Source organism: Alkalimarinus alittae (assembly GCF_026016465.1).
GTDB classification, from domain to species: Bacteria; Pseudomonadota; Gammaproteobacteria; order Pseudomonadales; family Oleiphilaceae; genus Alkalimarinus; species Alkalimarinus alittae.
Genome location: NZ_CP100390.1, coordinates 1,333,881 through 1,355,919 on the forward strand (window position 1 = coordinate 1,333,881; position 22,039 = coordinate 1,355,919).

General features: G+C 42.0%; 37 protein-coding genes and 1 pseudogene. 24 read left to right on the top strand and 14 right to left on the bottom strand.

Annotated features, from left to right (window positions below; all coding sequences use genetic code 11):
• Nucleotides 1-33: 33 nt before the first annotated feature.
• Nucleotides 34-780 carry an N-formylglutamate amidohydrolase gene (locus tag NKI27_RS05945; RefSeq protein ID WP_265048769.1) on the top strand — a complete coding sequence of 249 codons (747 nt, stop codon included), beginning with the start codon at nucleotides 34-36 and terminating at the stop codon, nucleotides 778-780.
• A 239-nt stretch (nucleotides 781-1,019) separates the two neighbouring features.
• Complete coding sequence (locus NKI27_RS19395) at nucleotides 1,020-1,418, top strand: GFA family protein (protein WP_406802947.1); 399 nt, start codon at nucleotides 1,020-1,022, stop codon at nucleotides 1,416-1,418.
• A 146-nt stretch (nucleotides 1,419-1,564) separates the two neighbouring features.
• On the opposite strand, the gene tnpC is transcribed toward NKI27_RS19395, so the two are convergent.
• From tnpC to tnpA, 3 genes are read right to left on the bottom strand one after another with little or no spacing between them, the layout of a single operon-like run.
• Nucleotides 1,565-3,160 (bottom strand): IS66 family transposase, encoded by a 1,596-nt coding sequence (gene tnpC / locus NKI27_RS05950; RefSeq protein ID WP_265048770.1) that lies wholly within the window; start codon nucleotides 3,158-3,160, stop codon nucleotides 1,565-1,567.
• Between the two features lie 24 nt (nucleotides 3,161-3,184).
• Complete coding sequence (gene tnpB / locus NKI27_RS05955) at nucleotides 3,185-3,544, bottom strand: IS66 family insertion sequence element accessory protein TnpB (protein ID WP_265048682.1); 360 nt, start codon at nucleotides 3,542-3,544, stop codon at nucleotides 3,185-3,187.
• Nucleotides 3,541-3,852, bottom strand: a complete 312-nt coding sequence (tnpA, locus tag NKI27_RS05960; protein WP_265048683.1) for an IS66 family insertion sequence element accessory protein TnpA — start codon at nucleotides 3,850-3,852, stop codon at nucleotides 3,541-3,543. Before tnpA ends, tnpB begins: the two co-directional genes overlap by 4 nt.
• Nucleotides 3,853-4,861: 1,009 nt before the next feature.
• Here tnpA and NKI27_RS05965 point away from each other — a divergent pair.
• The 8 genes from NKI27_RS05965 to NKI27_RS06000 all read left to right on the top strand — a co-directional run bounded on the left by NKI27_RS05965 (nucleotide 4,862) and on the right by NKI27_RS06000 (nucleotide 8,081).
• On the top strand, nucleotides 4,862-5,119 hold the full coding sequence (locus NKI27_RS05965; RefSeq protein WP_265048771.1) for a type II toxin-antitoxin system Phd/YefM family antitoxin: 258 nt from the start codon (nucleotides 4,862-4,864) through the stop codon (nucleotides 5,117-5,119).
• The gene (locus NKI27_RS05970; RefSeq protein WP_265048772.1) at nucleotides 5,107-5,418 is read left to right on the top strand and encodes a type II toxin-antitoxin system RelE/ParE family toxin; all 312 of its coding nucleotides are present in this window, start codon (nucleotides 5,107-5,109) and stop codon (nucleotides 5,416-5,418) included. Before NKI27_RS05965 ends, NKI27_RS05970 begins: the two co-directional genes overlap by 13 nt.
• A 66-nt stretch (nucleotides 5,419-5,484) precedes the next feature.
• A complete protein-coding gene (locus NKI27_RS05975) occupies nucleotides 5,485-5,685 on the top strand; it encodes a hypothetical protein (protein WP_265048773.1) in 201 nt (66 codons plus the stop codon).
• Between the two features lie 292 nt (nucleotides 5,686-5,977).
• Nucleotides 5,978-6,226 (top strand): hypothetical protein, encoded by a 249-nt coding sequence (locus NKI27_RS05980; RefSeq protein WP_265048774.1) that lies wholly within the window; start codon nucleotides 5,978-5,980, stop codon nucleotides 6,224-6,226.
• A 198-nt stretch (nucleotides 6,227-6,424) separates the two neighbouring features.
• On the top strand, nucleotides 6,425-6,889 hold the full coding sequence (locus tag NKI27_RS05985) for a GFA family protein (RefSeq protein WP_265048775.1): 465 nt from the start codon (nucleotides 6,425-6,427) through the stop codon (nucleotides 6,887-6,889).
• A gap of 81 nt (nucleotides 6,890-6,970) precedes the next feature.
• Nucleotides 6,971-7,378 carry a lysozyme inhibitor LprI family protein gene (locus NKI27_RS05990; RefSeq protein ID WP_265048776.1) on the top strand — a complete coding sequence of 136 codons (408 nt, stop codon included), beginning with the start codon at nucleotides 6,971-6,973 and terminating at the stop codon, nucleotides 7,376-7,378.
• Nucleotides 7,379-7,495: 117 nt separating this feature from the next.
• On the top strand, nucleotides 7,496-7,795 hold the full coding sequence (locus NKI27_RS05995) for a hypothetical protein (protein WP_265048777.1): 300 nt from the start codon (nucleotides 7,496-7,498) through the stop codon (nucleotides 7,793-7,795).
• 46 nt (nucleotides 7,796-7,841) lie between these two features.
• Nucleotides 7,842-8,081: a hypothetical protein gene (locus NKI27_RS06000; RefSeq protein ID WP_265048778.1), complete on the top strand. Its 240-nt coding sequence runs from the start codon at nucleotides 7,842-7,844 to the stop codon at nucleotides 8,079-8,081.
• Between the two features lie 14 nt (nucleotides 8,082-8,095).
• On the opposite strand, the gene NKI27_RS06005 is transcribed toward NKI27_RS06000, so the two are convergent.
• Nucleotides 8,096-8,389: a hypothetical protein gene (locus tag NKI27_RS06005; protein ID WP_265048779.1), complete on the bottom strand. Its 294-nt coding sequence runs from the start codon at nucleotides 8,387-8,389 to the stop codon at nucleotides 8,096-8,098.
• A pseudogene (locus NKI27_RS06010) lies at nucleotides 8,379-8,594 on the bottom strand (transposase domain-containing protein); the annotation flags it as partial. The gene NKI27_RS06005 and the pseudogene NKI27_RS06010, both read right to left, overlap by 11 nt.
• On the opposite strand from NKI27_RS06010, the gene NKI27_RS06015 reads away from it, so the two are divergent.
• Nucleotides 8,562-8,777 (top strand): hypothetical protein, encoded by a 216-nt coding sequence (locus tag NKI27_RS06015; RefSeq protein WP_265049560.1) that lies wholly within the window; start codon nucleotides 8,562-8,564, stop codon nucleotides 8,775-8,777. The pseudogene NKI27_RS06010 and the gene NKI27_RS06015 overlap by 33 nt on opposite strands.
• 110 nt (nucleotides 8,778-8,887) lie before the next feature.
• Here NKI27_RS06015 and NKI27_RS06020 read toward each other — a convergent pair whose 3' ends face one another.
• On the bottom strand, nucleotides 8,888-9,133 hold the full coding sequence (locus NKI27_RS06020; protein ID WP_265048780.1) for a type II toxin-antitoxin system RelE family toxin: 246 nt from the start codon (nucleotides 9,131-9,133) through the stop codon (nucleotides 8,888-8,890).
• A complete protein-coding gene (locus tag NKI27_RS06025) occupies nucleotides 9,123-9,371 on the bottom strand; it encodes a type II toxin-antitoxin system Phd/YefM family antitoxin (RefSeq protein WP_265048781.1) in 249 nt (82 codons plus the stop codon). The genes NKI27_RS06020 and NKI27_RS06025 overlap by 11 nt, the downstream gene beginning before the upstream one ends.
• Before the next feature lie 285 nt (nucleotides 9,372-9,656).
• On the opposite strand from NKI27_RS06025, the gene NKI27_RS06030 reads away from it, so the two are divergent.
• A complete protein-coding gene (locus tag NKI27_RS06030) occupies nucleotides 9,657-9,857 on the top strand; it encodes a hypothetical protein (RefSeq protein WP_265048782.1) in 201 nt (66 codons plus the stop codon).
• Nucleotides 9,858-9,952: 95 nt separating this feature from the next.
• On the opposite strand, the gene NKI27_RS06035 is transcribed toward NKI27_RS06030, so the two are convergent.
• Together NKI27_RS06035 and NKI27_RS06040 are read right to left on the bottom strand one after the other, a co-directional pair.
• On the bottom strand, nucleotides 9,953-10,270 hold the full coding sequence (locus NKI27_RS06035; protein ID WP_265048783.1) for a CcdB family protein: 318 nt from the start codon (nucleotides 10,268-10,270) through the stop codon (nucleotides 9,953-9,955).
• The gene (locus NKI27_RS06040; protein WP_265048784.1) at nucleotides 10,270-10,515 is read right to left on the bottom strand and encodes a type II toxin-antitoxin system CcdA family antitoxin; all 246 of its coding nucleotides are present in this window, start codon (nucleotides 10,513-10,515) and stop codon (nucleotides 10,270-10,272) included. Before NKI27_RS06040 ends, NKI27_RS06035 begins: the two co-directional genes overlap by 1 nt.
• A gap of 189 nt (nucleotides 10,516-10,704) precedes the next feature.
• Between NKI27_RS06040 and NKI27_RS06045 the strand changes: the two genes are divergently transcribed.
• From NKI27_RS06045 to bla, 9 genes are all read left to right on the top strand, one after another.
• Complete coding sequence (locus NKI27_RS06045) at nucleotides 10,705-11,139, top strand: hypothetical protein (RefSeq protein WP_265048785.1); 435 nt, start codon at nucleotides 10,705-10,707, stop codon at nucleotides 11,137-11,139.
• Between the two features lie 154 nt (nucleotides 11,140-11,293).
• Nucleotides 11,294-11,560, top strand: coding sequence for a CopG family ribbon-helix-helix protein (locus NKI27_RS06050; RefSeq protein ID WP_265048786.1), 267 nt, complete (start codon nucleotides 11,294-11,296; stop codon nucleotides 11,558-11,560).
• Nucleotides 11,557-11,844 (top strand): type II toxin-antitoxin system RelE/ParE family toxin, encoded by a 288-nt coding sequence (locus NKI27_RS06055; RefSeq protein ID WP_265048787.1) that lies wholly within the window; start codon nucleotides 11,557-11,559, stop codon nucleotides 11,842-11,844. Before NKI27_RS06050 ends, NKI27_RS06055 begins: the two co-directional genes overlap by 4 nt.
• Nucleotides 11,845-12,085: 241 nt before the next feature.
• A complete protein-coding gene (locus NKI27_RS06060) occupies nucleotides 12,086-12,610 on the top strand; it encodes an HNH endonuclease (RefSeq protein WP_265048788.1) in 525 nt (174 codons plus the stop codon).
• A gap of 121 nt (nucleotides 12,611-12,731) precedes the next feature.
• Nucleotides 12,732-13,280: an imm11 family protein gene (locus NKI27_RS06065; RefSeq protein WP_265048789.1), complete on the top strand. Its 549-nt coding sequence runs from the start codon at nucleotides 12,732-12,734 to the stop codon at nucleotides 13,278-13,280.
• Nucleotides 13,281-13,525: 245 nt separating this feature from the next.
• Nucleotides 13,526-13,780 (top strand): type II toxin-antitoxin system Phd/YefM family antitoxin, encoded by a 255-nt coding sequence (locus NKI27_RS06070; protein WP_265048790.1) that lies wholly within the window; start codon nucleotides 13,526-13,528, stop codon nucleotides 13,778-13,780.
• Complete coding sequence (locus NKI27_RS06075) at nucleotides 13,773-14,036, top strand: Txe/YoeB family addiction module toxin (protein WP_265048791.1); 264 nt, start codon at nucleotides 13,773-13,775, stop codon at nucleotides 14,034-14,036. Before NKI27_RS06070 ends, NKI27_RS06075 begins: the two co-directional genes overlap by 8 nt.
• Nucleotides 14,037-14,099: 63 nt before the next feature.
• Nucleotides 14,100-14,765 carry a hypothetical protein gene (locus tag NKI27_RS06080; RefSeq protein ID WP_265048792.1) on the top strand — a complete coding sequence of 222 codons (666 nt, stop codon included), beginning with the start codon at nucleotides 14,100-14,102 and terminating at the stop codon, nucleotides 14,763-14,765.
• A gap of 59 nt (nucleotides 14,766-14,824) precedes the next feature.
• The gene (gene bla / locus NKI27_RS06085; RefSeq protein ID WP_406803129.1) at nucleotides 14,825-15,709 is read left to right on the top strand and encodes a class A beta-lactamase; all 885 of its coding nucleotides are present in this window, start codon (nucleotides 14,825-14,827) and stop codon (nucleotides 15,707-15,709) included.
• Between the two features lie 65 nt (nucleotides 15,710-15,774).
• On the opposite strand, the gene NKI27_RS06090 is transcribed toward bla, so the two are convergent.
• The 5 genes from NKI27_RS06090 to NKI27_RS06110 form a co-directional block, all read right to left on the bottom strand.
• Nucleotides 15,775-16,077 (bottom strand): type II toxin-antitoxin system RelE/ParE family toxin, encoded by a 303-nt coding sequence (locus NKI27_RS06090; RefSeq protein WP_265048794.1) that lies wholly within the window; start codon nucleotides 16,075-16,077, stop codon nucleotides 15,775-15,777.
• Nucleotides 16,077-16,316: a type II toxin-antitoxin system ParD family antitoxin gene (locus tag NKI27_RS06095; protein WP_265048795.1), complete on the bottom strand. Its 240-nt coding sequence runs from the start codon at nucleotides 16,314-16,316 to the stop codon at nucleotides 16,077-16,079. The genes NKI27_RS06090 and NKI27_RS06095 overlap by 1 nt, the downstream gene beginning before the upstream one ends.
• A gap of 100 nt (nucleotides 16,317-16,416) precedes the next feature.
• On the bottom strand, nucleotides 16,417-16,680 hold the full coding sequence (locus tag NKI27_RS06100) for a type II toxin-antitoxin system YafQ family toxin (protein WP_406802954.1): 264 nt from the start codon (nucleotides 16,678-16,680) through the stop codon (nucleotides 16,417-16,419).
• A 9-nt stretch (nucleotides 16,681-16,689) separates the two neighbouring features.
• Nucleotides 16,690-16,962 carry a type II toxin-antitoxin system RelB/DinJ family antitoxin gene (locus NKI27_RS06105; RefSeq protein ID WP_265048796.1) on the bottom strand — a complete coding sequence of 91 codons (273 nt, stop codon included), beginning with the start codon at nucleotides 16,960-16,962 and terminating at the stop codon, nucleotides 16,690-16,692.
• Between the two features lie 238 nt (nucleotides 16,963-17,200).
• Nucleotides 17,201-17,482 carry a type II toxin-antitoxin system Phd/YefM family antitoxin gene (locus tag NKI27_RS06110; protein ID WP_265048797.1) on the bottom strand — a complete coding sequence of 94 codons (282 nt, stop codon included), beginning with the start codon at nucleotides 17,480-17,482 and terminating at the stop codon, nucleotides 17,201-17,203.
• A 247-nt stretch (nucleotides 17,483-17,729) separates the two neighbouring features.
• Here NKI27_RS06110 and NKI27_RS06115 point away from each other — a divergent pair, with 247 nt between their 5' ends.
• From NKI27_RS06115 to acnA, 3 genes are all read left to right on the top strand, one after another.
• Nucleotides 17,730-18,047: a hypothetical protein gene (locus NKI27_RS06115; protein ID WP_265048798.1), complete on the top strand. Its 318-nt coding sequence runs from the start codon at nucleotides 17,730-17,732 to the stop codon at nucleotides 18,045-18,047.
• Between the two features lie 279 nt (nucleotides 18,048-18,326).
• Nucleotides 18,327-19,115: a substrate-binding periplasmic protein gene (locus NKI27_RS06120; protein ID WP_265048799.1), complete on the top strand. Its 789-nt coding sequence runs from the start codon at nucleotides 18,327-18,329 to the stop codon at nucleotides 19,113-19,115.
• 160 nt (nucleotides 19,116-19,275) lie between these two features.
• Nucleotides 19,276-22,029 carry an aconitate hydratase AcnA gene (gene acnA / locus NKI27_RS06125; protein WP_320109455.1) on the top strand — a complete coding sequence of 918 codons (2,754 nt, stop codon included), beginning with the start codon at nucleotides 19,276-19,278 and terminating at the stop codon, nucleotides 22,027-22,029.
• Nucleotides 22,030-22,039: the final 10 nt, after the last annotated feature.

The window sequence follows — 22,039 nt, forward strand, 5'->3', positions numbered from 1 at the left end:
GGCGTCTAGCATTCATTATTGTAAGGAAAGAAGATGATTTTACATATACCACATGCCTCAACGAAAACATGGGACACTGACAAGTTCATTGAAGAAACTAAACGCGAAGCGATTGATAAGCTAACAGATTGGTACACTGATGAATTGTTTTATCATGAATTTGCAACGCCGGTAGTATTTCCGTGGAGTCGGGTTTTCTGTGATGTTGAGCGGTTTAGAAATAATGAAGATGAATCGATGTCTAAGTTGGGTATGGGGGTTGTTTATCGCAAGGGGTTAGATGGAAAAAACCTTCTAAAAGATGTGACCACATTAGAGGCTGAGGAAAAAATCAAATCATCTTTTTATGATCGGCATCACCGTAAATTTTCAGTTGCGGTTAATCGCTCGCTTGGTTTATTTCCGGTAGTGTTTGTTGTCGATTGCCACAGTTTTTACCCAACTAAACTCGCGCATGAGGAATCAAGTGATAGACCTGATTTCTGCATCGGCACTGATGACTTTCATACACCAGTTGAGGTTGTTGATGAAGTTAAAGCATACCTTGAAGGGTTAGGTTTTACTGTGTCTATTAACTCTCCGTTTAAAGGAACTATGGTGCCATTGATACACTTGCATAAAAATGAAGATGTAAAGTCGATTATGATTGAGGTTAATAGAAAGCTTTACTTAAAAGCACCTTATATCGGTGAGAAAAATGACAACTTTGAAAGCATTCAAAATGTACTTACAGGATTACTGGAGATAATAAGTGAGTATGAAATTTCTAAGGAAACTTAAACCTTCCCCCGAATAAAAACACCTCCCTGAAATACAATTGAAAGACTCAAAGTGTTTTCAGTGACTAATTTAAGTCCATTTATTTCTAGCTGCGGCCGAGTAGATGATTACAGAAATTTGTCTTTAATAAAGAGAGACTTTAATATTAGCAGTCTTTGGGTTAGGCGGATTCTGCCTAATACTTTGAAATAAGGGATCTTTTTAATAAACCGTTATGTGAAAAGTACTGAGGACGCATCATGAAAGGTAGTTGTCTCTGCGGTGAAATAGAATATGAAGTTAGTGAACTAGATTCACCGATTCAGCATTGTTCTTGTAATACGTGCAGAAAAGCGCATTCTGCGGCATTCAATACAGCATCAGGAGTTCAAAATAGCAATTTTCGATGGTTAAAAGGAGAATCGCTGCTTTCTAAATTTGAATCGTCGCCGGGAAAAATAAGATATTTTTGTTCAAAGTGTGGAACTCACTTGATTAAAGAAAAGAAGGGAAGTTCAGTTCTAGTCTTGAGGGTGGCAACTCTTGATGAAGATCCTGGTAAAATACCGGAGTTCAGAATTTGGTCTTCACATGAAGTTCCTTGGTTAAATTACACCTCAACAATACCTACTTACGATGAGTGGGAACCTGGGAGATGAAATCACATAAAAAGGCCTCACTTTGCTTTTTAAAAGGAAGTTCGTTTATTTTTAAGCACTTACTCAAGTAGCTATCCAAATCTGAATACCCCTGTTGGTCACAGCATACCTATAAATTTAGTTTCCACTATTAATGTAAGCGGTAATTAAACCCCACCTTGCGGCAGTGTTTCATTCATGAGCAAGGTTGTCAGGTTCTGATTCCAAGGCAGCAACGCCTCTACGTCATCAACACTACTCACGCGCGGTAGTTCGGTAAACAACTGCTTAAGATAAGCATAAGGCTCCAGCCCATTCGCTTTAGCCGTTTCAATAACGCTATAGATTCTTGCACTGGCGTGAGCCCCTCTCGGTGTATCACTAAACAACCAGTTCTTACGACCTATTACGAACGGCCGGATAGCATTCTCCGCTATGTTATTGTCTATATTCAAGCAACCATCTTCCAGGTAGACAGTCAGCCGAGCCCAGTATTTATGCAGGTAGTTCAGCGCCTTTCCGAGCAAGATCGTTGGCGGGACAGTGGGTAATGTTTTATCCAGCCAATGTCGCAGTTTCTCCAGAACTGGCTTCGCCTTCTCTTGTCGCATTTGATAACGATTTTCTGGTGTCGCATCTTGATAAGCTCGCTCTAACCCATACAGCTTGCCAATCATGTCGATAGCGACATCAACCTTACTGCGCGTTTTGGCTTTAGCTTTAGGTTGTGCTTTTTTAGCCTCCATAAACTTACGCCGAGCGTGAGCCATACAGCAGAGTTGAGTAACGCCTGGTTGTGATGCCACCGCGTTATAGCCTTCATAACCATCCGTTTGCAGATAGCCTTGATAGCCAGACAGCAGGCGCAGGGGTACCTGACCGGAACGACTCTGATCATAATCAAACAAAATAATGCGCTGTTGCGGCGGCCCTGCCACTTGAACCCACATATAGGATTGGCTACTGGCCGGTTTATCGGGCTCTTTCAGCACCTTAACGACCGTTTCATCGCAATGAATGACTGGGCTTGCCAGTAACTGGTCACGCATCAGGTTGGTGAGCGGTTGTAGCAGTTCGCTAGAGCGGATCATCCAGTTAGCCAGTGTTTGCCGTGGAAGGTGGATGCCTACGCGCTTGAACATACCTTCCTGTCTGTATAGCGGTAGTGCATCTTGATACTTCGATACCGCAATATGGGCTAACAAACCCGCACTGGCATTACTCTTTGGAATGGGCTGAGCAGGTTTGGTCGCTGTTTTGACCTTCTCTTCGCAGGCCTTGCAGGCATACTTCTTCTGAATATGTTGAAGTACGCGTATTTTGGCAGGAATGATATCAAGCTGTTCGGAGGTTTCTTCACCTATTTCCGAGAGTTGGCAGCCGCAAGGGCATTGACGCTCAGACTCAGGAAGATCATGGATTACTTTAACGCGAGGTAGCTCAGACGGTAATGGCTTACGGCCACGAGTCTTGGCTTTGGTCTTTGTCTCAGGACTGGGTATAGCTTCCGCATCCAACTCAAGAATGGGGTCTTCTGCGGTTTCTTCCGTTTCATTGAAGAGCTCACCCTGACCTGGCGCTTTCTCGCTTTGCGAGGCAAATTTACGATGCAGGAACAGACGCCACTGCTCTTCTAGTTGCTCTACGCGAGCCTGCTTCTTATCGACCTCAGCCTGCTTTTCATCCAACAGAACTTGCTGTTTTTGGACTAAAGCTTTAAGGCTTTCAACATCGTTAGGTAGGTTGTTTGGGTTGATTTTCATGGCCTGTATTATACCTGATTACGCTTAGATAACCGACTGATAATTCAGGGTTTGGTGAGGTTTATTACTCCATAAATCAAAGCCATCCAATAGCCAGTTTAGTTCCTGAGTCGTCAGGGTAATAACATCAGACGCTTGTTTATTTGGCCACTTAAACCGTTCTTTATCTAAGCGTTTATACCAGAGACAAAAACCATTGCGCTCCCAATACAGTACCTTGATTTTATCACGCTGACGGTTACAGAAAGCGAATAGCGCTTTCTCGAAAGGGTTCAGTTCCATCTCCGCTTCGACCAGGATGGCCAAGCCGTTAATCGACTTTCTAAAGTCCACGGGGTCTTTATGCAGGTAGACGGTAATCGATAAGTCATCAGGCCTCATCATGACAACGGACCACCCGTCGTCATTTGTAAGCGGAACTTACCCCAGGCAACGGACAAAGAGAAAGCGACAGGGTGCGCCCTAACCGTCGCCGTTTTTTGTGATGGTGTAACGAGGGCTTTTGCAAAAGCCGTTGTAGATTCGGTTTGCAGAAAACCTTTGCGGCGAAGTTCGTGTTTATAGCTGTAAAGCTGTGATACTTTCAGGTCATGTTGATCACAGTAAGCGGGAGCGGTTAGCTTCTTCTGCTCGCACTGCTGTATGTGGTTGAGCCAGTAGGCTTGTTTTTTTGTGAGTGCTGATTTGCTCATGATTTTGCCTCATAATGAATGAAGCTTGAGCGTATTTGAATAACTTCGCAGATGTTAGGTGGGGATTATTGAGCGCTTACCCTGCAAATACACAGAGACGAACTAGATCAAAAAAACACAATTATTGCGGGTGACTTTAATAGTAACGCAGTATGGGACAAACAGGATCGTTGGTGGAGTCACACCGATACAATTAATGAGCTTTCCGCAATAAATATCGAGAGTTTATACCATCATCAAACAGGTGAGCAGCAAGGGCAGGAGACCCGGCCCACTTTCTATCTTCATAGAAAAGAAGATAAACCTTACCATATTGATTATGTTTTTATGTCTAATAACCTATTGTCATGCAGTACAATTGAGCTAGGTAAAATTAGTAAATGGCTGTCTGTAAGTGACCATATGCCAATATGTGCAACCATCAGCAGTTAACAAGTAGCTCAATAGGACAAATATTCGCTGTCACTTTTTGTGCAAAAACACGCACAAAAAACGCCATCAAATATTTGCCCATTAGCAAAGCGTTAAGTGTCAATATCAATTATGCAAACAGAGCTACATAAACTGAAATTCAAGTATAGGTGTCTCATTAGTACATTGGGGGCGCTGGGCTTTTTTCCTGCACTTGGTGCCATCTTTTTGTGGGTTTCTATGTTTGAAAAATACAATACGCCACCCGATCCTAATTGGTTACCGTTTACAGGTCTTATCTTTATTTTTGCTGTACAGGTTTTATTAAATCAGTTTGTAATATATGTTGGTTTTAGGTCTGTCATGAGGAAAAAAATAGGAGTAACTAATGAGCAGTTCAAGCTCTTATTTTTTCAAAAGTGGTATCCTGCGGAATGGTACCGTTAACCAAAACCACTTAACCAATAGCTGCTTAGGGCAGCCAATAAATACGGCCAAAAAAGACTGGCCGCATTTATTAACTGCCCAAGAGCAATGCGTTAGTTTTTTTTGTCGCAGAGTGATACTATAGTGATACATTTTAAATTAAGGTGTCATTATGAGAACCGAAGTCGTTACGACGTTAAAGAGGCAAGCAACGAAGCTGCTTGCTGATCTACATGAGTCAAAAGAACCTATTCTCATAACTGAACATGGTCAACCATCTGCATATTTACTTGATGTTGCTGATTACGAGTTGATGGTAGACCGGATGAAGATTCTTGAGGGTATCGCTAAAGGCGAGCAGGCTATTCGAGATGGCCGAACCTTGGGTATGGAGCAAGCTAGAGAGAAAATGAATAAATGGCTCAAATAACTTGGACTGAGCCAGCTCTAGAAAATCTGAATGATATTGCTGAGTATATTGCAGTTAGCAATCCGTATGCTGCTAAACAGTTAGTAGAAAACGTTTTCAGTAAGGTTCAAAGACTTGAGCAATTTCCTGATTCAGGCAGAGTGCCTGAAGAAATTTCTACCCTAAATTACCGAGAAGTGGTGGTAAATCCTTGTCGTGTTTTCTATAAGGTTGATAACGATTCAGTCTATATCCTTCACGTGATGAGGCAAGAAAGAGATTTACGTAAGTTTTTACTATCTACCGAAAATGAAAACTAACCAAACGTTCAACAGGACTCGCCTTCGGCTCGCGCGGTTAACGCGGCGTTAAGCGAAGGGAATCGGATGATTCACGTAATTAAAGGGCTATGGAGACTGTATTCAGTAAGGGGCCTTGAGCTTGATCAGGATAAAGAGATTACAAGTGACTGTGAATGTTGTGGTAACAAGGGGCGAACCAGTGTGCTACCAGACTGTATTTATGGTGTATTTGGTTTTAACAGTGTGCGATTACGATCCAAAACCAGTGCAAAAGTGAAGTGCTGAAAGTACCGTATAATTAAAGGCTTTAGTTGTGGGGCATCCCACATTAACTGTTGAAAATAGCGTTTAACATTCTTCGTTTTAATCATCGTGCACGATGGATGAAGTGGAATAAAAATTAGAAGGTGTGAGTCACGGGAATGAGAGCCTTTGGTATAAAGGTCAAAGTCCGAAGTGACTTCCACACCTAACCAGTAGCAGCATAGGGCAACAACAAAAGCGGCCAAAGAGAAAAAGCTGGCCGCTTTTGTTGTTGCTCATGTGCAAAGCGTTATGCAAGGGTTGAGGTCATAGTATGCTTACAGTAGAGCCTAGAAGTTGGATTGAGTTACTTATTCTTTCAGCTTTAATTAGCCTCGGAATTCGAATATTAAATTCTTCTTTGAGAGCATCAGATCCAGATTCTGGAAGCTTTGTAGAAATATTTAAGGGGAAAGATGATTTTTGGTTACCCTATTTAATAGGGGTAATGGAAATTGCAGCTTATTCTCTACTGTTAAAATCAAACGTTAGCAACGTATGTTGGGGCTTGGCTTGCTTTTAAAACCGTCAATCGTTGGCATTATAGCCCTGGAGTTGGTAGAGGGCTCTTTAATCGTTACTTATTTTCAAATGGTATAGTTTTGATTTCGGCCTTTATCTTAGCTAAAAATATTTATGAATAGCAAGTGCAGGCAACCTCGGGCACTACGTGCCCTGGACAGTCTTTCCGTGGCCCTATTTGTGCGTGGCTCCGCCACTATTGCACAAATCGCTCCACTCCAAGCCTGCCGTTGCTGCAGGCGTTATCAAACAAGGAAGTGCATCAATGAAGCAAACGGGTAGTTGTCTCTGCGGAGGCATCGAATACGAAATCAGCGGTCCGTTGACCGATGTTTTGAACTGTCATTGCTCAATGTGCCGGAAGCTACATGCTTCAGCGTTCAGAACCCGCGCCAAGGTAAAGTCTTCTGACTGGCATACCGTTAAAGGTCAGGAGCTGATGAAGTTCTACGAATCCTCTCCGGGTGAGCATAAGGGATTTTGCTCAAACTGTGGTTCCAGCCTCTACACAAAATTCGATGCAAACCCCGCTATCTTTGGTTTTCCACTCGGAACACTCGATACCGACCCAGGAGTTAAAGCCGAGCGCCACGTGTTCGTTGGCAGCAAGGCTCCTTGGTTCGAGATTACTGACGACCTGCCTCAGAGTGCGGAGTATGACTGAGACAGTGATAACAAGCCGCGTAAGGCGGACGTCCCTGACGGGCCGCCGCTTCGCTCCGCGTTATGTACTAATGGAATTCCAATGAATAAACTTTTTATATTACTACTCAGTATCTACTCTGTTAATGCTTTGAGTGATGAATTTGATTGTAATGAAGCAATGACTACTCCTCAGATAAATTACTGTGCTGGAGTTGAATTAGAAAAAGCTCAACATGAAATGAATACATATCTAGCTAAGAGCAAAGAACATAATAACTATGACCTTGAGCTAATTAAATCAATTAATGTAGCCCAAAAAGCATGGCTGTTGTATGCAAATGCACATTGCGATTCTATTTATACGCAGTGGCGTGATGGGACAATAAGAGGAGTGATGTCTTTGAGTTGTAAAACGAAAGTTACGAAACAACGGACACACGAAATCTGGGCTAACTTTCTAACTTATATGGATAGTACGCCCGCTGTTTTACCAGAACCCGAGTTGTAATAAATTGATCGTACATAACAAGTTGCTTAAACGGAATAAAAACAGTTGGCCATCGCTTCGCGAATATAACCAACCATTTTTATCCGCTTAGCAAGGCGTTATAAATTGAACTAAAACATGAAGCTTCTTCCAATAATTGTACTACTTATGTTTTCGACTAAATCTACGGCTAAAGAAGTTATAATTGTCACGGACGTAAACGGTTTACCTATTGCTGGGGCTGAGGTAATAGCGATGTCATATTCAATCAATATGAAAAGTATTTTTACTAACTCTGAGGGTGAGGCTGTTCTTAAAAGCAACATCCAAACTTTGAAGTGGGTAAACATTGAAAAAAAAGAATATGAAACAACTCATACTCAAATTACAGGGGAGTGGCCTTTGTATGTTCAGCTTCACAAGGATAAAACTTTATAACAAGGCCAATCAACATCAACCACTTCGTGGTTTGGTCAGGGTTAGAATGCCAAATATCATAAAGTTTATCTTGCTAGCTATACCTGTTTTATCTATTGGTATATTTATGAGTTACCGAGACTTTGATGAGGTTGAGCGCATTGCTTTCGATGGACGTGTCTCCTTCATTGAATGGGAGTCACGCAATCATGATATACCGTTGATAGAAGTAAGTCGTAATAATGGTACCAAGGTGAAATTCAGTAGTAGAATCGTAACCGGTCATTTTCAGACGTTATTGCACTAACAGTCTAATGCTCTTTACGGTTCCAGCGATAAAACGATTCTAATGATCTCACGTAAATCCTCTTCTGTAATGATCTCGTATTCATCATAAGTGTTCAGCGTATATTTTGAGAGTATCCCATTCATTTTTGAGAACCCGCCAAGGATCTTATGCCGATGTTTAGATTTCAACCCCTCAAGGGCTAACCCTGCATAAGCCCCTGCCACCAAGTGGCTCTTCTGCCATAGCTCTAACGAGGAGTCAGACGCAATCGATCTGACTTTGGCCGCACTATCAGACCAGTCCTGGTAAACCTTTTTATCTGCCATAATTGACATTCTCCACATCTGAACGCATTGGGTTAGCGGCAAACTTTTCTTTCCACTCCCGAGGGGTTAGTTCTTCTACCTTACTGGCAGGGTGACAACTAATACGCTGTAAAACATCAATTAGGTAGTCATAAGGGTTAACGCCATGCAGCTTGCAAGTCACTAGTAAGCTTTGAATAACACCCACCTGTTCCGCGCCAATCTCATACAAAGCTACGAAGGAAGTTTATCTTCTGTCTCTGAAAATGAGTGCACTGATGAGGATGAATTTTCTGAAATACAAGATGACAGGCTATATTTAAATCGATTGCTCTCTTTGGTTAATCTACAAATAGATGAACTAGAGAATAGTATGCCAAGCCTTAACCCTGTTCGTGATAAAGACTAGAAATGTATAATCAGGCCATCTTGTGGATCTTCGTTTTCTGTCACCGTTTATGCAAAGAAACGCATAAACGTCGCCATCAAACTCAGCCCGCAAATGGCAGCGTTATATCTTCATCGTTTTCCCACAGATATCACGGTAACTATTACTATTTCATCATTAACTTCATAAACTAATCTATATCCAGCCTGCCTTAGCTTAATTTTATAAAGCTCGTTTGCCCCTGATAGTTTGGCGCTTTTAATTTTGGGGCTATCTAAAACTGCGGCTAGCTTTTTCTTAAATTGTTCTTTTACCGTAGCGCCTAGTTTATTCCACTCTTTCAGGGCAGACTTTTTAAACTCTAGCTCATAGGTCATTCAAATTAACCTTTACACTTTCTTCACTTTTCCGTTTCTCAGCAAGTGTAATAAGCTCGAGATCTTCAATTCTATCCATTAAGTATTCGTAGGTTTCAGCAGGTATACAATAAAATGCAGGCTCATTTCTATTCAGTACAGCTATTGGCTCACCGTCACCGCTGAGTGCTACTCTCATTGGATTTGCTTTGAGCTCGCTTATGCTTGCAGCCATTTCAGTTAAAATTCGCGTTGTCATAAATTCACCAGTACGATAAAATGGTCGCTAATTAGGTCTTACTATAAAGCTTAAAATATAACAAAGCAATCAAAGATCGCCCACAAAAAGCTGTGGGTTGGACGCGCAAAGATACGCGCGCCCTTTATTGCGGCGTTATAAGTCCTCAAGGAGAATTGAGCCACATGCTTAATGAACGAGAAATTGAATTAGCTGAAAGACTTATAAAATTGCACGACGGGAAAAGTTATCGCGCACTCCAAGAAATGTCTATGCCGCCTAAAGATCCGAAAGATAACAGAAGATATGTACATACAAATGTGCAGTGACATAGATAATGAAATGGGTGATATAGAGAGCATCGAACCCATAGAGGTTTTAATGAGAGCTGATTCAAAGTTTACTCTCTGGAAGGCAAAGTACAGTAAAAGTAACTTTATGGTATTCTGGGCAATAGGCTTTGATTTAGAGACATCAAAAGTTCAAGACGTCTTGGTTCAGTGGTAAGTGCATAACAAGTTGCTCAAGCCTCGTTCCGGCGCAAAAACACGCGCCTCCACTGGACAGTCAAACCATCAATTTGCCTGCCGCTTAGCAAGGCGTTAAATGCCGGTAATGGCAAAGTCCAACGCATCAATTATTTCTTGTCTTAAGTGTCCTAAAGAACCAATTGGAGACTTTAGCAGTTTCTTAGAAATTGAAGATATTTGTGGTGTCATTAATACTAGATCTTGGCCTTCGTAGTGAATCTCTAGTTGTAATCTCTGCATTATTTGGTTTTTAAAGTTTTCAGTTTTTCCTAGAGGTATTACGATTCTAGTCTCAATATCTGAAATATAGTTATTTTGTATATCTACTAGAAAAGGGTAAAACTTACTTGAAGCCTTGCTTGGGTTTTTGTAAACATCAAGTTGCGACATCAGAAGCTCCTGAACTCATCACCAAAACAACCATGTGTTTCAACGAACTCGTTATAAGCTTTAATTGCTTTTTTGTTTTCTTTTTTCCATTGTTCGGCTTCAGATTTGGCAAGTTCCGCTCTCAAGGCTAACTCAAGAGTCGCAGACAAGTTGATATTAATTGAGCGTGTTTTTTTTAATAAATCACTGTTTATACTTAGGTTTGTAGCTTTCTTTGGTGCGCTGGTATCATAAAGTTCTTGCATTGTTTACACTCCACTTATTAGCAATAAATAAATTATGCGCATAAATGTGCGCATTGTAAGGCATTTAACCACAAGCGGCTCCACCGGACAAATTTTAGTGTCATCATTTTTGTTCCAAAAATGCCGCCACAAAAAATTGCTCGGTGAGCCGAGCGTTATAAATATCATTAGGTATAGAGGAAGCTCTTAATGAACAACATTAAAATATGGACGTTCTTTGTTCTATTAGTTACAGCCCAACTCACGTACGGAGGGTCATTTTACTCTGCACCCTCGTCTGGTGGCTCAATTGCGACCTCGGTTTCCATTGAAGACAAAGGCATATACAACTTAGTAGTTTCTGTTCAATTCTTAAATGAACCTTTCGATAAAGCTCCATACACATCTGAAGATTATGAAGAAATGATTAACCGTCTTAATGTAATGTGGCGTGGAGTCGTTTTAAAAAGAGTGCTTGGCCAAAGTAACTATAAAGTTTCAGACCTAGCAGGGTTAAAGCAAAAAATTGATGAAGATATCTTTCAACTTGTAGGTGAAGCTAGGAAAAAGCATGGAGTTAAGGCTAGTGCAGAAGTAGTCTATTCTATTGGCAGTTTTTACTTGGTAAATTTAAATAAAGAATAAGATATTTATAACAAGCAAATGTTTAGGATAGTTTTGCTCCACGGCTTCGCCGTTCCACAAATCTACCTAAAATTAGGGCGTTACAAATTCTATACGCAGCTTCGCCATCTGTACTATAATGTAATACAAGTGAATACATTAAGAGGTAAATAAAATGGCTGTTACAAGTATTCGTCTAAATTCTGAAGTGGAGCTACCACTTGAAAATTTGGCTCACAAGTTAGATAGATCTAAAAACTATATTATAAATCAAGCTATTAAAGAGTTTCTCCAGCGGCAATCAATGGATGATGCTCGCTGGGAAGATACGCTGGAAGCTTTAAACTCAATTAAATCTGGCAAAGCTATAGATGGTAATGAAGTTGCTGCGTGGCTGGATAGCTGGGGAAGCAATGAAGAATTGTCGCCACCGAAAGTATGAAAATTCAGTATTCATCAGAAGCAATTGATGATTTAGTTCGGCTACGAGAGTTTATTGCAGCAAAGAACCCATATGCTGCAAAACATGTAGCGCAGAAGCTTCTTTCTGGTATCGAAAAACTGAAAGATTTTCCTGAAATTGGCTTGTCGGTTCAGCGGTCCCCAGAACCAGAAAAGATCAGAGACTTATTTATTACAAATTATACTGTTAGGTACCTTATTGGTCAGGAAGCCATTTTTGTACTTCGGGTTTGGCACGGCAAAGAAATCGAAAAAGACTTGTAACAAGTACATCAATGATCGCCCACAAAAGAGCCTGTGGACTGGACCTTCACTGCTACGCAGTTCCGGTCCTTTATCGCGGCGTTATATTTTTATTCATAGTGTAGGAGGTAACAATGGCTCATATCCCAGAAGAAGCACATGTCGTGGCCTACTATTTGGTAACCCCCCAGGTTCTTATAAAAATATTGAGCCTAATAAAAATATGACGAATTTGCTTATTAGTTACTCTCGGTTCTTTTCAATGCCAGACAGCTCATTGAAGAGACTGCGAGATGAATATGATGCTTTTTTCCCACATAGAGCCGGTTATAAAGGTGCAGAAAAGAGATCATCTCGTGTAAAAGTTAATGATTCTCTTAAAAATCTAAGTGAAACTGAGTTACATGAAAAAGTATTAAGTATTGTAAATGAAGAGTCAGCTTTATTACCTGAAATCGAAACAGACGCTCCTTTGTGGGAAGGAAAAAGAGTTAAAATTCAAGTCAGTAAATTTGAAAGAAATAGATATGCACGTGCTGCTTGTATTGAGCACCACGGATTAACATGTCAATGCTGTTTAAATAATATGGGTGAACTTTACGGGGCAATTGCTGACGGTATTATTGAGGTTCACCATATCAAACCTATTTCTGAAGTTGGTATTGATTATCAAATTGACCCCATCAATGACCTAGTTCCACTGTGTCCTAATTGCCATAGGGTTGTACATAAACGAAACCCACCGTATACAGTTGAAGAAGTGCAGTCAGCGTTTAAAAAAATATAACAAGGCATTTAAAACGGAACTAATATTTATCGTACCGAAATGGGCAAAGGCAACATAGGTAAATCAATTGAATACCCAAACCCTTCGCTCGATACTGGTCCACTCTAAAAGGAGAGGCTAAATGTTTTATATATTAGAGTGCCAACATCATAAACTAGTAGGAAGAATATCCTTTCAGAGTACTGGTTGGGGGTTAGACTTTACTGAAGGAAAATTACTTGACCCTGAATTTGGGGGGGATATTACGGTTGAGTTCGAAGACAATCATGGTTCATTACCTGACTATTTTGAACTAGACGAAACGCCTATTGTAAGTGAGGATTTTATAAAGGTATGGAAGTCATTACCGATTGATAATTATCAACTATTTCCTGTCACGGTTAAATATCCTGATAGCCAATTACAGGGATATTACATATTAAATATTGTTGGTCGTGTTGCATGTATTGATTTGGATGCGAGCAACTTGAAAATGTTTAAAAATGTAATTGTTAGAATAAAAAAGTTAGTTTTGAATACCGATATTCAATTAGTTGAGCTTTTCAGGGCTAACGAGTTTCCACTTGCTATATTCATATCTGAGACGATTCAACAACAATTGAGTTTGGCAAAATTATCCGGATTACTAATGAAGCCTGTTGATGGTTGGAATGATAAACATCGTTTTTAGGCTGTAGGTCATATTATGCTGGAATATCCAGTTATCGATCCATGTTCTAATAAGTTACTTTTTAATGAACTATCAAACACATAACAATCAGCAGCAAGGGGCAACAACAAAAGCGGCCAAAGAGCCGGCCACTTTTGCTGTTGCCCATGTGCAAGGCGTTAGCAGTATTAAAACCTGTCTCATATATTGTACATGAAGTAATATTAAGTTATAGTTGTTCAACTAATTGTACATGTGGGTGATATATGAGAGTTGTATCTTTTACTGAAGCAAGAAATGGATTAAAAGCTGTTTTAGATTCTGTCGTTAACGATGCAGATACCACCGTTATAACGCGCAGAGACTCAGAGGACGCTGTGGTAATGTCTTTAGATTACTACAATAGTTTAATGGAGACTGTTCATTTGTTAAGGTCTCCTGCAAATGCCGAGCATCTAAGTAAATCTATAGCGCAATACAAAAGTGGCCAAACAACTCAAAGAGAAATAATTGATGAGTAGCAGGTTGCTTAGTTGGACAGATGAAGCGTGGAATGACTATATTTATTGGCAAGGTCAGGATAAAAAGACTTTAAAACGTATCAATAAATTAATTAGTGACACAATGCGCTCGCCATTTGAGGGTATAGGTAAACCTGAACCTCTTAAAGAAAATTTGTCAGGTTTCTGGTCTCGTAGAATAGATGATACAAATAGGTTAGTGTATGTAGTCAATGACAAAGCATTGACCATAATTTCGTGCAGGTATCATTATTAGTATGGATATCAAACAAACTGCCAACAAGTGCCTGCATAGGACAAAGTACAGTTATCACCTTTTGTGAAAAAAACACTCACAAAAGTCGCCAACTGCACTTTTCCCATGAGGCAGGCGTTAACTTACAAAACTATGATCAAGATAATTGAAAACGAACTAGATAACGCTTTTCTGAAAAGAAAAAAGAAGGCAGTTCTTAAAAAGTTTGAGCCTAGAAAATCAAAGACTATTGAAGCGGCAAATCTTCTTTGTACTTTTTTAGTTGCCACAGACCGTCCTGCTGAGGCGCTTGAAATACTAAAGTCTTATTCTGAAAACATCCCTTTCATCGAACACAGATGGGAGCGCAGAATTGCGACTTGCCAAGCTATTTTGTTGCAAGCTTACATTGAAAAGAAAAACGGTAATATCGACGAAGCTAATCGACTTAATGAAATCGTCGTTAACAATGATTACTACCCTTATATTGAGTCGGGCCCTAAAGAAGCATATTTCAAAAAACTCTTAGAAGGTCTTAGGTCTACACCAGGTTTGCTTGTTTCTTGCGAAGTTGGGCACAGTGATACTTGCGTCATATATGCCGAAACTTTATTAAGCATGCTGTACTTCGAGCAGTTACACAAATCAATTTGTACGTTCAGTAAGGCTGAGGAAACATTGCTCCAAGCAGCTATGTCAGAAACAATTGAAATGCTAAACAAGTACATAATTCATGGAATAAAAAGCTAACAAGGCTATCGTAGGGGCGTTATGGAGTTCCAGGAACGAGTTCTGACAAATACATGAGAATTGGTTTGATGAAAACAGCTTTAAGTTTTTTTGTGATGTTTTTTCTGGCGGTATTCCCATCTATGCCATTTGCTGATGATGATAACTCCCTTATCACAACAGTAGAGCGAATCGCCGACGAGCTAGGAGCTCGCGTGGGCTTTGGTGCTTATGATTTGGAGTCTGGTCAGCGGTGGGAATATCACGCTGACCAGCGATTTGCGATGTCCAGCACGTTTAAAACGCTTGCTTGTGCCGCACTGCTTCACCGGGTCGATGCGGGACAAGAGAATCTCGACAGAAAGGTGAGTTTTTCAGAGTCTGATTTGGTTACCTACTCCCCTGTTACGGAGAAATACGCTGGCGGGCAAGCCATGACCCTCTCGGATCTCTGTGAGGCCGCTTTGACAATGAGCGACAATACAGCCGCAAACTTAATATTGAGAGTTCTGGGTGGGCCGGCAAATGTTACATCGTTCGCCAGGGGATTGGGGGATGGTGTAACCCGTCTCGATCGGTGGGAAACGGACCTCAATGAGGCCGCGCCAGGCGATCAAAGAGACACCACAACTCCAAATGCGATGGTGACGAATCTTCAGGATTTGCTGTTGGGCGACGCATTATCTGCAAAGTCTAGAGGTCGACTACGGGACTGGCTTGAGAGAAACCAGGTTGCAGATGGACTTTTTAGGGCTGTTGTACCCGAAGGCTGGATCGTTGCTGATCGAACTGGGGCTGGAGGTTTCGGATCGCGATCTATAACAGCAATAATATGGCCACCGGAGCGCCAGCCTATCATAGTGGCTTTGTACCTTGCGGAAACTGAGGCGCCTTTTTCAAAAAGAAATGACGCTATCTCGGAGATAGGTAAAGCGCTAATTGTGACCGTGAATAGGGGCCGATAAAACATAACCAATGGCTGTTGGCGGACGCACCTACGCTGCGCTCCGGCACGCCGCAAAACCAAGCGTTATGGGTGTACAAGTCTTTCTCTCGCATCCATGTTTTTATGTAAAATACGAACGATTTCAATACTTGTCTCGCTCGTACCACGGTAAAAAACAATGTGACTGGTAACTGGGAATTTTCTGTAACCTGTCTTAATATAATCGCATTCAGTTCCAACTCTTGGGGTTTTTGACAACATATGAAACGTATCATCAAATTGTCGTATATAAATTTTACGTTGTTCTTTTCCCCATTTTCGTTGGGTATAAATCGCAATCGATTTCAAATCAGCTCTAGCTTTAGTAGTAAGCGTAAATGTACCCATTAACCAAGTTCATCATCAAGTTCATTCATCAGGCTTTCATAGCTGTACTCTGCCGTACCACTTTTTTCACCTTCGTCGAGCAATTGCCTAAGAACGGCTATCTTTCTTTCGTTATCTTCAAACATTCTAAGCGCAGCTCGAACAACTTCACTTGCTGAGGCAAAGCGACCTTCATTAATTTGGTTGGCAATAAATCCATCAAAGTGCTTACCAAGTGTCATACTGGTATTTTTTGGCATAAGATTACCTTATATATTATTAATTGGTACTTTATGGTACTACCCCATAACAAGTTGCTCAAGTCGGATTGTGGTAAATCGCTTAGCAAGGCGTTACATGCTAGCGAAATAGCTCACTATGAGTTCCAATCCTTGCAAGTTTTAAAGAGTTGTTATCTACTTTATATATCAAAACTAAATCTGGCTTAACATGACAATCACGGTAACCTTGCCAATTACCCGACAACAAATGATCAACATATTTATCTGGCAAAGTTTCACCAAGTTGTAATAGTTTAATCACGTGCCCAACTTCAACTACATCAGGTATTGGCAGTTTCGCAATTTTCTTAAAATCTTTTTTTAAATTGCGTTGCGTATTCAAGTGTGAGCATTATTTCAAGCCATCAATGTCTAAATGGTTAAAAAGCTCTTCAATCGTTCCAGCTTTAGTGCCATTTCCAGACTCTAGCTCTTCAATTGCATTTGCTGTCAAGGTATTTGGTGTTTTTGCTTTAAGTTCAAAAGGTATTCCACCATAATTAATAACAGCTTTGGCAAATAGCTTTAAGGCTTGCGAGGTGCTTAGACCCATATCGTCACATACATTAGTAAATGCTAGCTTTGTGTCATGGTCTATGCGTGTACTTAGCATTTCTGTCTTCATGTTTGATACCTATTTGCTTAATATGTAATACATAGTAAGACGAGGTATAGCAAAATGCATGTAACAAGGCCATCTTGCGGATCTCGTTTTCTGTCACCTTTTATGCAAAGAAACGCATAAAAGTCGCCATCAAACTTCGACCGCAAATGACGGCGTTAGGTGTGCTAACTCCTTGTATTTATAGTGTATATTTTACAGGGTTGTGACCGATAAACCTATTTCAGGAAAATCTTTTAGTTTATCGATACCAGAAAGAAGTTTCTGCGCGACATGTTTTGCAGCATATGTTTTTTTCTGCGACGAACCAAGTCGAAACTTCTTCACGGATTGCCTGCTCGCCTTTTGCGATACCTTCCAAAATTATCATCCGATCTACCATCAACTTGTAATCAGCTACATCAAGCAAATAGGCTGATGGCTGACCATGCTCAGTTATGAGAATAGGTTCTTTTGACTCATGAAGGTCTGCAAGCAGTTTCGTTGCTTGCCTCTTTAAAGTAGTAACGGCTTCGGTTCTCATAGTGACACCTTAGATTAAAATGTATCACTACAGTATCACTCTTCTTCAAAAAAAAACTAACGCCTTGCTAAGCTGTCAACCCATCACAATCCGACTTGAGCAAAGCAATTAAAAAAGGCTTGTAGTAAAGCAATCTTGCGGAACTCGAATTTCCTCACAATTAGTGGACACCTTGCTATAGTTATGGTTCACCCCTAGCGCTATAGATATCTAATAGCGTTGCAATGAAACTTAACTGGAGTCCAATATGACCAGCAACTTAATCAAGAAAATGCTCGACAATTGGGAGCTACGTTCAGCTCATATTAAAGAGCAAGTAAGTACCAAGGTTGTTCTCAACAGGGAGGACCTAGTCAAGATAGAAGCGCTTGCAGAGGCTTATAAAATGCCTGCCAGTGATTTGCTAGCCGACCTCATCAATACTGTTTTGTTAGAAATAGAAGAACAAATGCCCTATGTGGCTGGCGATAAAGTGATTCGAATTGAGGAGGGTGAGCCCATATACGAAGACATTGGGCGGACACCCGAATATATGGCTGCAAAAGCCAGATTGGAAAAGCAGTAATAAAAGTAGACGCATTCATTTTATTGGTATCAAGATTAGAGGCCGTTTCTGGTTGTTTGCAGTGATTTGAAACGTGATATCTGTTAGTGAGTTTAGACTCTGTTAAGTTGATATTTCAGTGCACGACAGACCAAACGATTCGGTATAGAAGTACTGATATGGTTCGCCCCTAATGGGTAAGTGCGTACAAGTACGGATTATTTTGTCTATTGTGTTACGACAAAATGCTTTTTGGGTGAATATGAATAATAAAAACGACTATTCTTGGGGCGAGTATCTATGCTTATGAAGAAGCAAATGCCTATATTTGTTCATTTTTATATTGCGCTTGTTGTCTGTTGTTTAAATAGCAACGTGTACGCTGAAACCGTACGGGTGTATGTGGAGACGCCGTCGGTGTTGGTGGACGAAGAGGGGCGCTCACTAGGCATCTCTGTATTTAAGGCAATGGAGAAGGTTTCAGACCTTAGATTTAAATTTACTCGGTCAACCTATTCGCGTGCGTTATTGAACCTCAAAAAAGATAAAGCAGATGTTGTTTTACACCTCCCTTATGGGGTGGAGCCGGGCTTTGATGAGTACGGTATTTATCTAGACTGGTCTGTGCCAGTTAAAGCCGATTTATATGCAGTGGATCCTAAGTCTTTCAAAAATCTCTCTGAGATAGGGGATAAACAAATTGGTATCCCTAGAGGTAATGCTAAATTTGCGAGCAAATTGACAGGGATTCCTCAAGAAAAGTTCTACGAAGTTGATACGATGAATTCGCTGATTAAAATGTTAGCGGCAAAGCGGGTCGATTTGATATGGTTTGACCGAGTAGCGGTTAGGCAGGCTCTTAAACAGTACAATGTATCTAATATTTACTACTATGAATATCCTAAGCTAGGCAAGCAAGGCAGTATTGGTGTGGGCCTTCAAAACACTGAACGAGGAAGGCGGCTAAAGAAAGTGATAGATGAGCTGATTCCCCTGATTGATGTGGATACTATTCTTGCTCCTTACTATAAGCATCTTCAACCTGACCTCCCTGCAACAGGGAAGGTTAACTTGGGTGGAGCAGGTTAAGGCTGACACCGTTATAGCTGAGTCTTGGCTACCTTTCCCAAACAAACCTGTTACCTTGACTCTACTGTCTGCGCGACCTACAGTGAAAGAGCGCCTACCGTGGGCAAGTATGTCCGCGATGTATCTGTGTTAGGTATTGCTCACGAGGGATATTTGCATGATAACTAATAGCTTTGGCACACGCGACACGTTGCTGGTTGATGACTCCGCCTACCATATCTACCGACTTGATCAGATTAAAACGTCGCATAGGCTCCCCTTCAGCCTTAAAGTGCTGTTAGAAAATTTGCTGCGTAATGAGGATGGCCGTCTCGTCACTCGTGAACAGATCCAAGCACTCGCCGATTGGAAACCGCAAGCTTCTCAGCAACATGAAATTCAATTCACACCGTCGCGGGTATTGATGCAAGATTTTACCGGTGTGCCTTGTGTGGTTGATTTGGTTGCGATGCGTGATGCGATTATCGCACTGGGTGGCGACCCTCAGCGTATTAACCCACTAGTGCCCAGTGAGTTGGTGATTGACCACTCTGTGATAGCCGATGTGTTCGGCCAAGCTAATGCCTTTACGGCTAATGCTGAGCTTGAGTTTCAGCGTAACGTTGAACGTTATCAGTTATTGCGTTGGGGGCAGCAGGCGTTTGATAACTTTAAGGTGGTACCACCGGGAACAGGCATCTGTCATCAGGTTAACTTGGAGTATTTGTCGCGAGTTGTATTTACGCGAGAAGGGCCTGATGGCATGGTGGCGTACCCGGACACGTTGGTTGGTACTGACTCTCATACACCGATGGTTAATGGATTAGGCGTATTGGGTTGGGGGGTGGGAGGTATCGAAGCGGAAGCGGCGATGCTTGGGCAACCGATGAGTATGCTGATCCCTCAAGTCGTTGGCCTCAAACTGACGGGAGAGTTCCCCCCAGGAACGACAGCTACAGACCTTGTGCTTACTGTCGCGGAATTATTACGTAAGACGGGGGTAGTGGGTAAGTTTGTTGAATTTTATGGCCCTGGTGTCGCCAACATCCCATTGGCCAATCGCGCAACGCTAGGCAATATGAGCCCTGAGTACGGCTCAACGTGTGCTATTTTCCCGATTGATGATGAGACGTTAACATACATGCGATTGACGGGTCGGTCTGAACACGAGATTCGGCTGGTAGCGGCTTACGCAAAAGAACAAGGGTTATGGCATGACCCGAACAATGAGCCAGAGTACTCGCAAACCGTTGAGCTTGATCTGGGCTCATTAGTGCCATCCATCGCTGGGCCTAAGCGGCCGCAAGATCGTATCTCGGTAGATGTTGCACCAGACACAGTTAGGGCGCTATTGGCCGGTGAGTCGGTGATTGCCAGCGACACGATGACCATCATACCTGATTCAACCGCTATCAAAGCTGAGGACTTATACGATTGTGGGGTCGATCATAACTGGCCCCATAGACCTGTCGGTATCACCTTGGTTGATGGCACTCAAACTCAACTCGACAATGGGCATGTAGTGCTCGCGGCTATCACGTCTTGTACTAACACATCGAACCCGTTGGTGATGATTGGGGCGGGGCTGTTGGCTAAGCGTGCGGTGGAAAAAGGATTATCTCGAAAACCTTGGGTTAAAACCTCGCTAGCGCCTGGCTCTCGTGTGGTGACTGATTATTATGAGCGAGCGGGGCTTACCGCGTACTTAGATAAGCTTGGTTTCAACTTGGTGGGTTATGGTTGCACTACTTGTATCGGTAATTCAGGGCCGTTAATACCGGAAGTCGCGACTGCTGTGGATGAACATAATCTTAACGTTAGCGGGGTGCTCTCGGGTAACCGAAATTTTGAGGGGCGCATTCATCCACAAACACAGATGAACTTTCTTGCCTCACCTATGCTGGTGGTCGCCTATGCCTTGGTGGGGACGATGCATACCAATCTGTTGAAAGATTCGCTCGGCACAGGCAGTGACGGTAAACCGGTATATCTACGGGATATTTGGCCTTCGATTCGTGAGATTCAAGACGTGATTGATGAGTGTGTACAAGCCGATATGTTCACGAACGGCTATGCCGATGTCTTTGCGGGTGACGAAAACTGGCGCAGTCTTAAGATACCTGACGGTAGTGCCTTTGTGTGGGATGCTGGCTCAACTTATGTTCGTCAGCCTCCATACTTCGATGGTGTGGGTCGAGAGCCGGTCGCTATTACCGATGTAAAAGGGGCACGGTTACTGGCTAAACTTGGTGACTCTGTGACTACCGACCACATTAGCCCAGCCGGTGCCATTGCAATTGACTCGCCTGCGGGCAAGTATCTGAGCGATCATGGTATTGATCAAAAGGGGTTTAACTCCTACGGTTCGCGACGAGGTAATCATGAAGTGATGATCAGAGGTACCTTTGCCAATATCCGCTTGCGTAACCAGTTGGCACCGGGAACCGAAGGTGGTTTCACGCGTGATTTTACGCAACAGGGTGGGCCTGTTAGTAGTATCTATGATGCGTCTGTTAACTATATCAAGGCAGGCACGCCGCTAGTGATTTTAGCCGGTAAGGAATACGGTTCAGGATCTTCTCGTGACTGGGCTGCCAAGGGCACTGCGTTGCTAGGTGTTCGTGCGGTCATTGCTGAGTCATACGAGCGTATTCACCGTTCAAACCTCATTGGTATGGGGGTTTTGCCGTTGCAGTATAATGACGGTGAAAATGCAGAATCATTGGGGCTCACGGGGGAAGAAGTGTTTGATATTAGTGGTTTGGCAGGGAATGAGATGCCACCGCACGAAGTGCCTGTATGTGCGACGGATGAGCAGGGGAACGCGACTAGGTTTGTGGCGAAGGTGCGTATCGATACACCTGTTGAGGCTGATTATTATCGACATGGGGGAATTCTACCCTACATGTTGCGACAACTGCTTGATAACGAGTAAGCCAACGCAC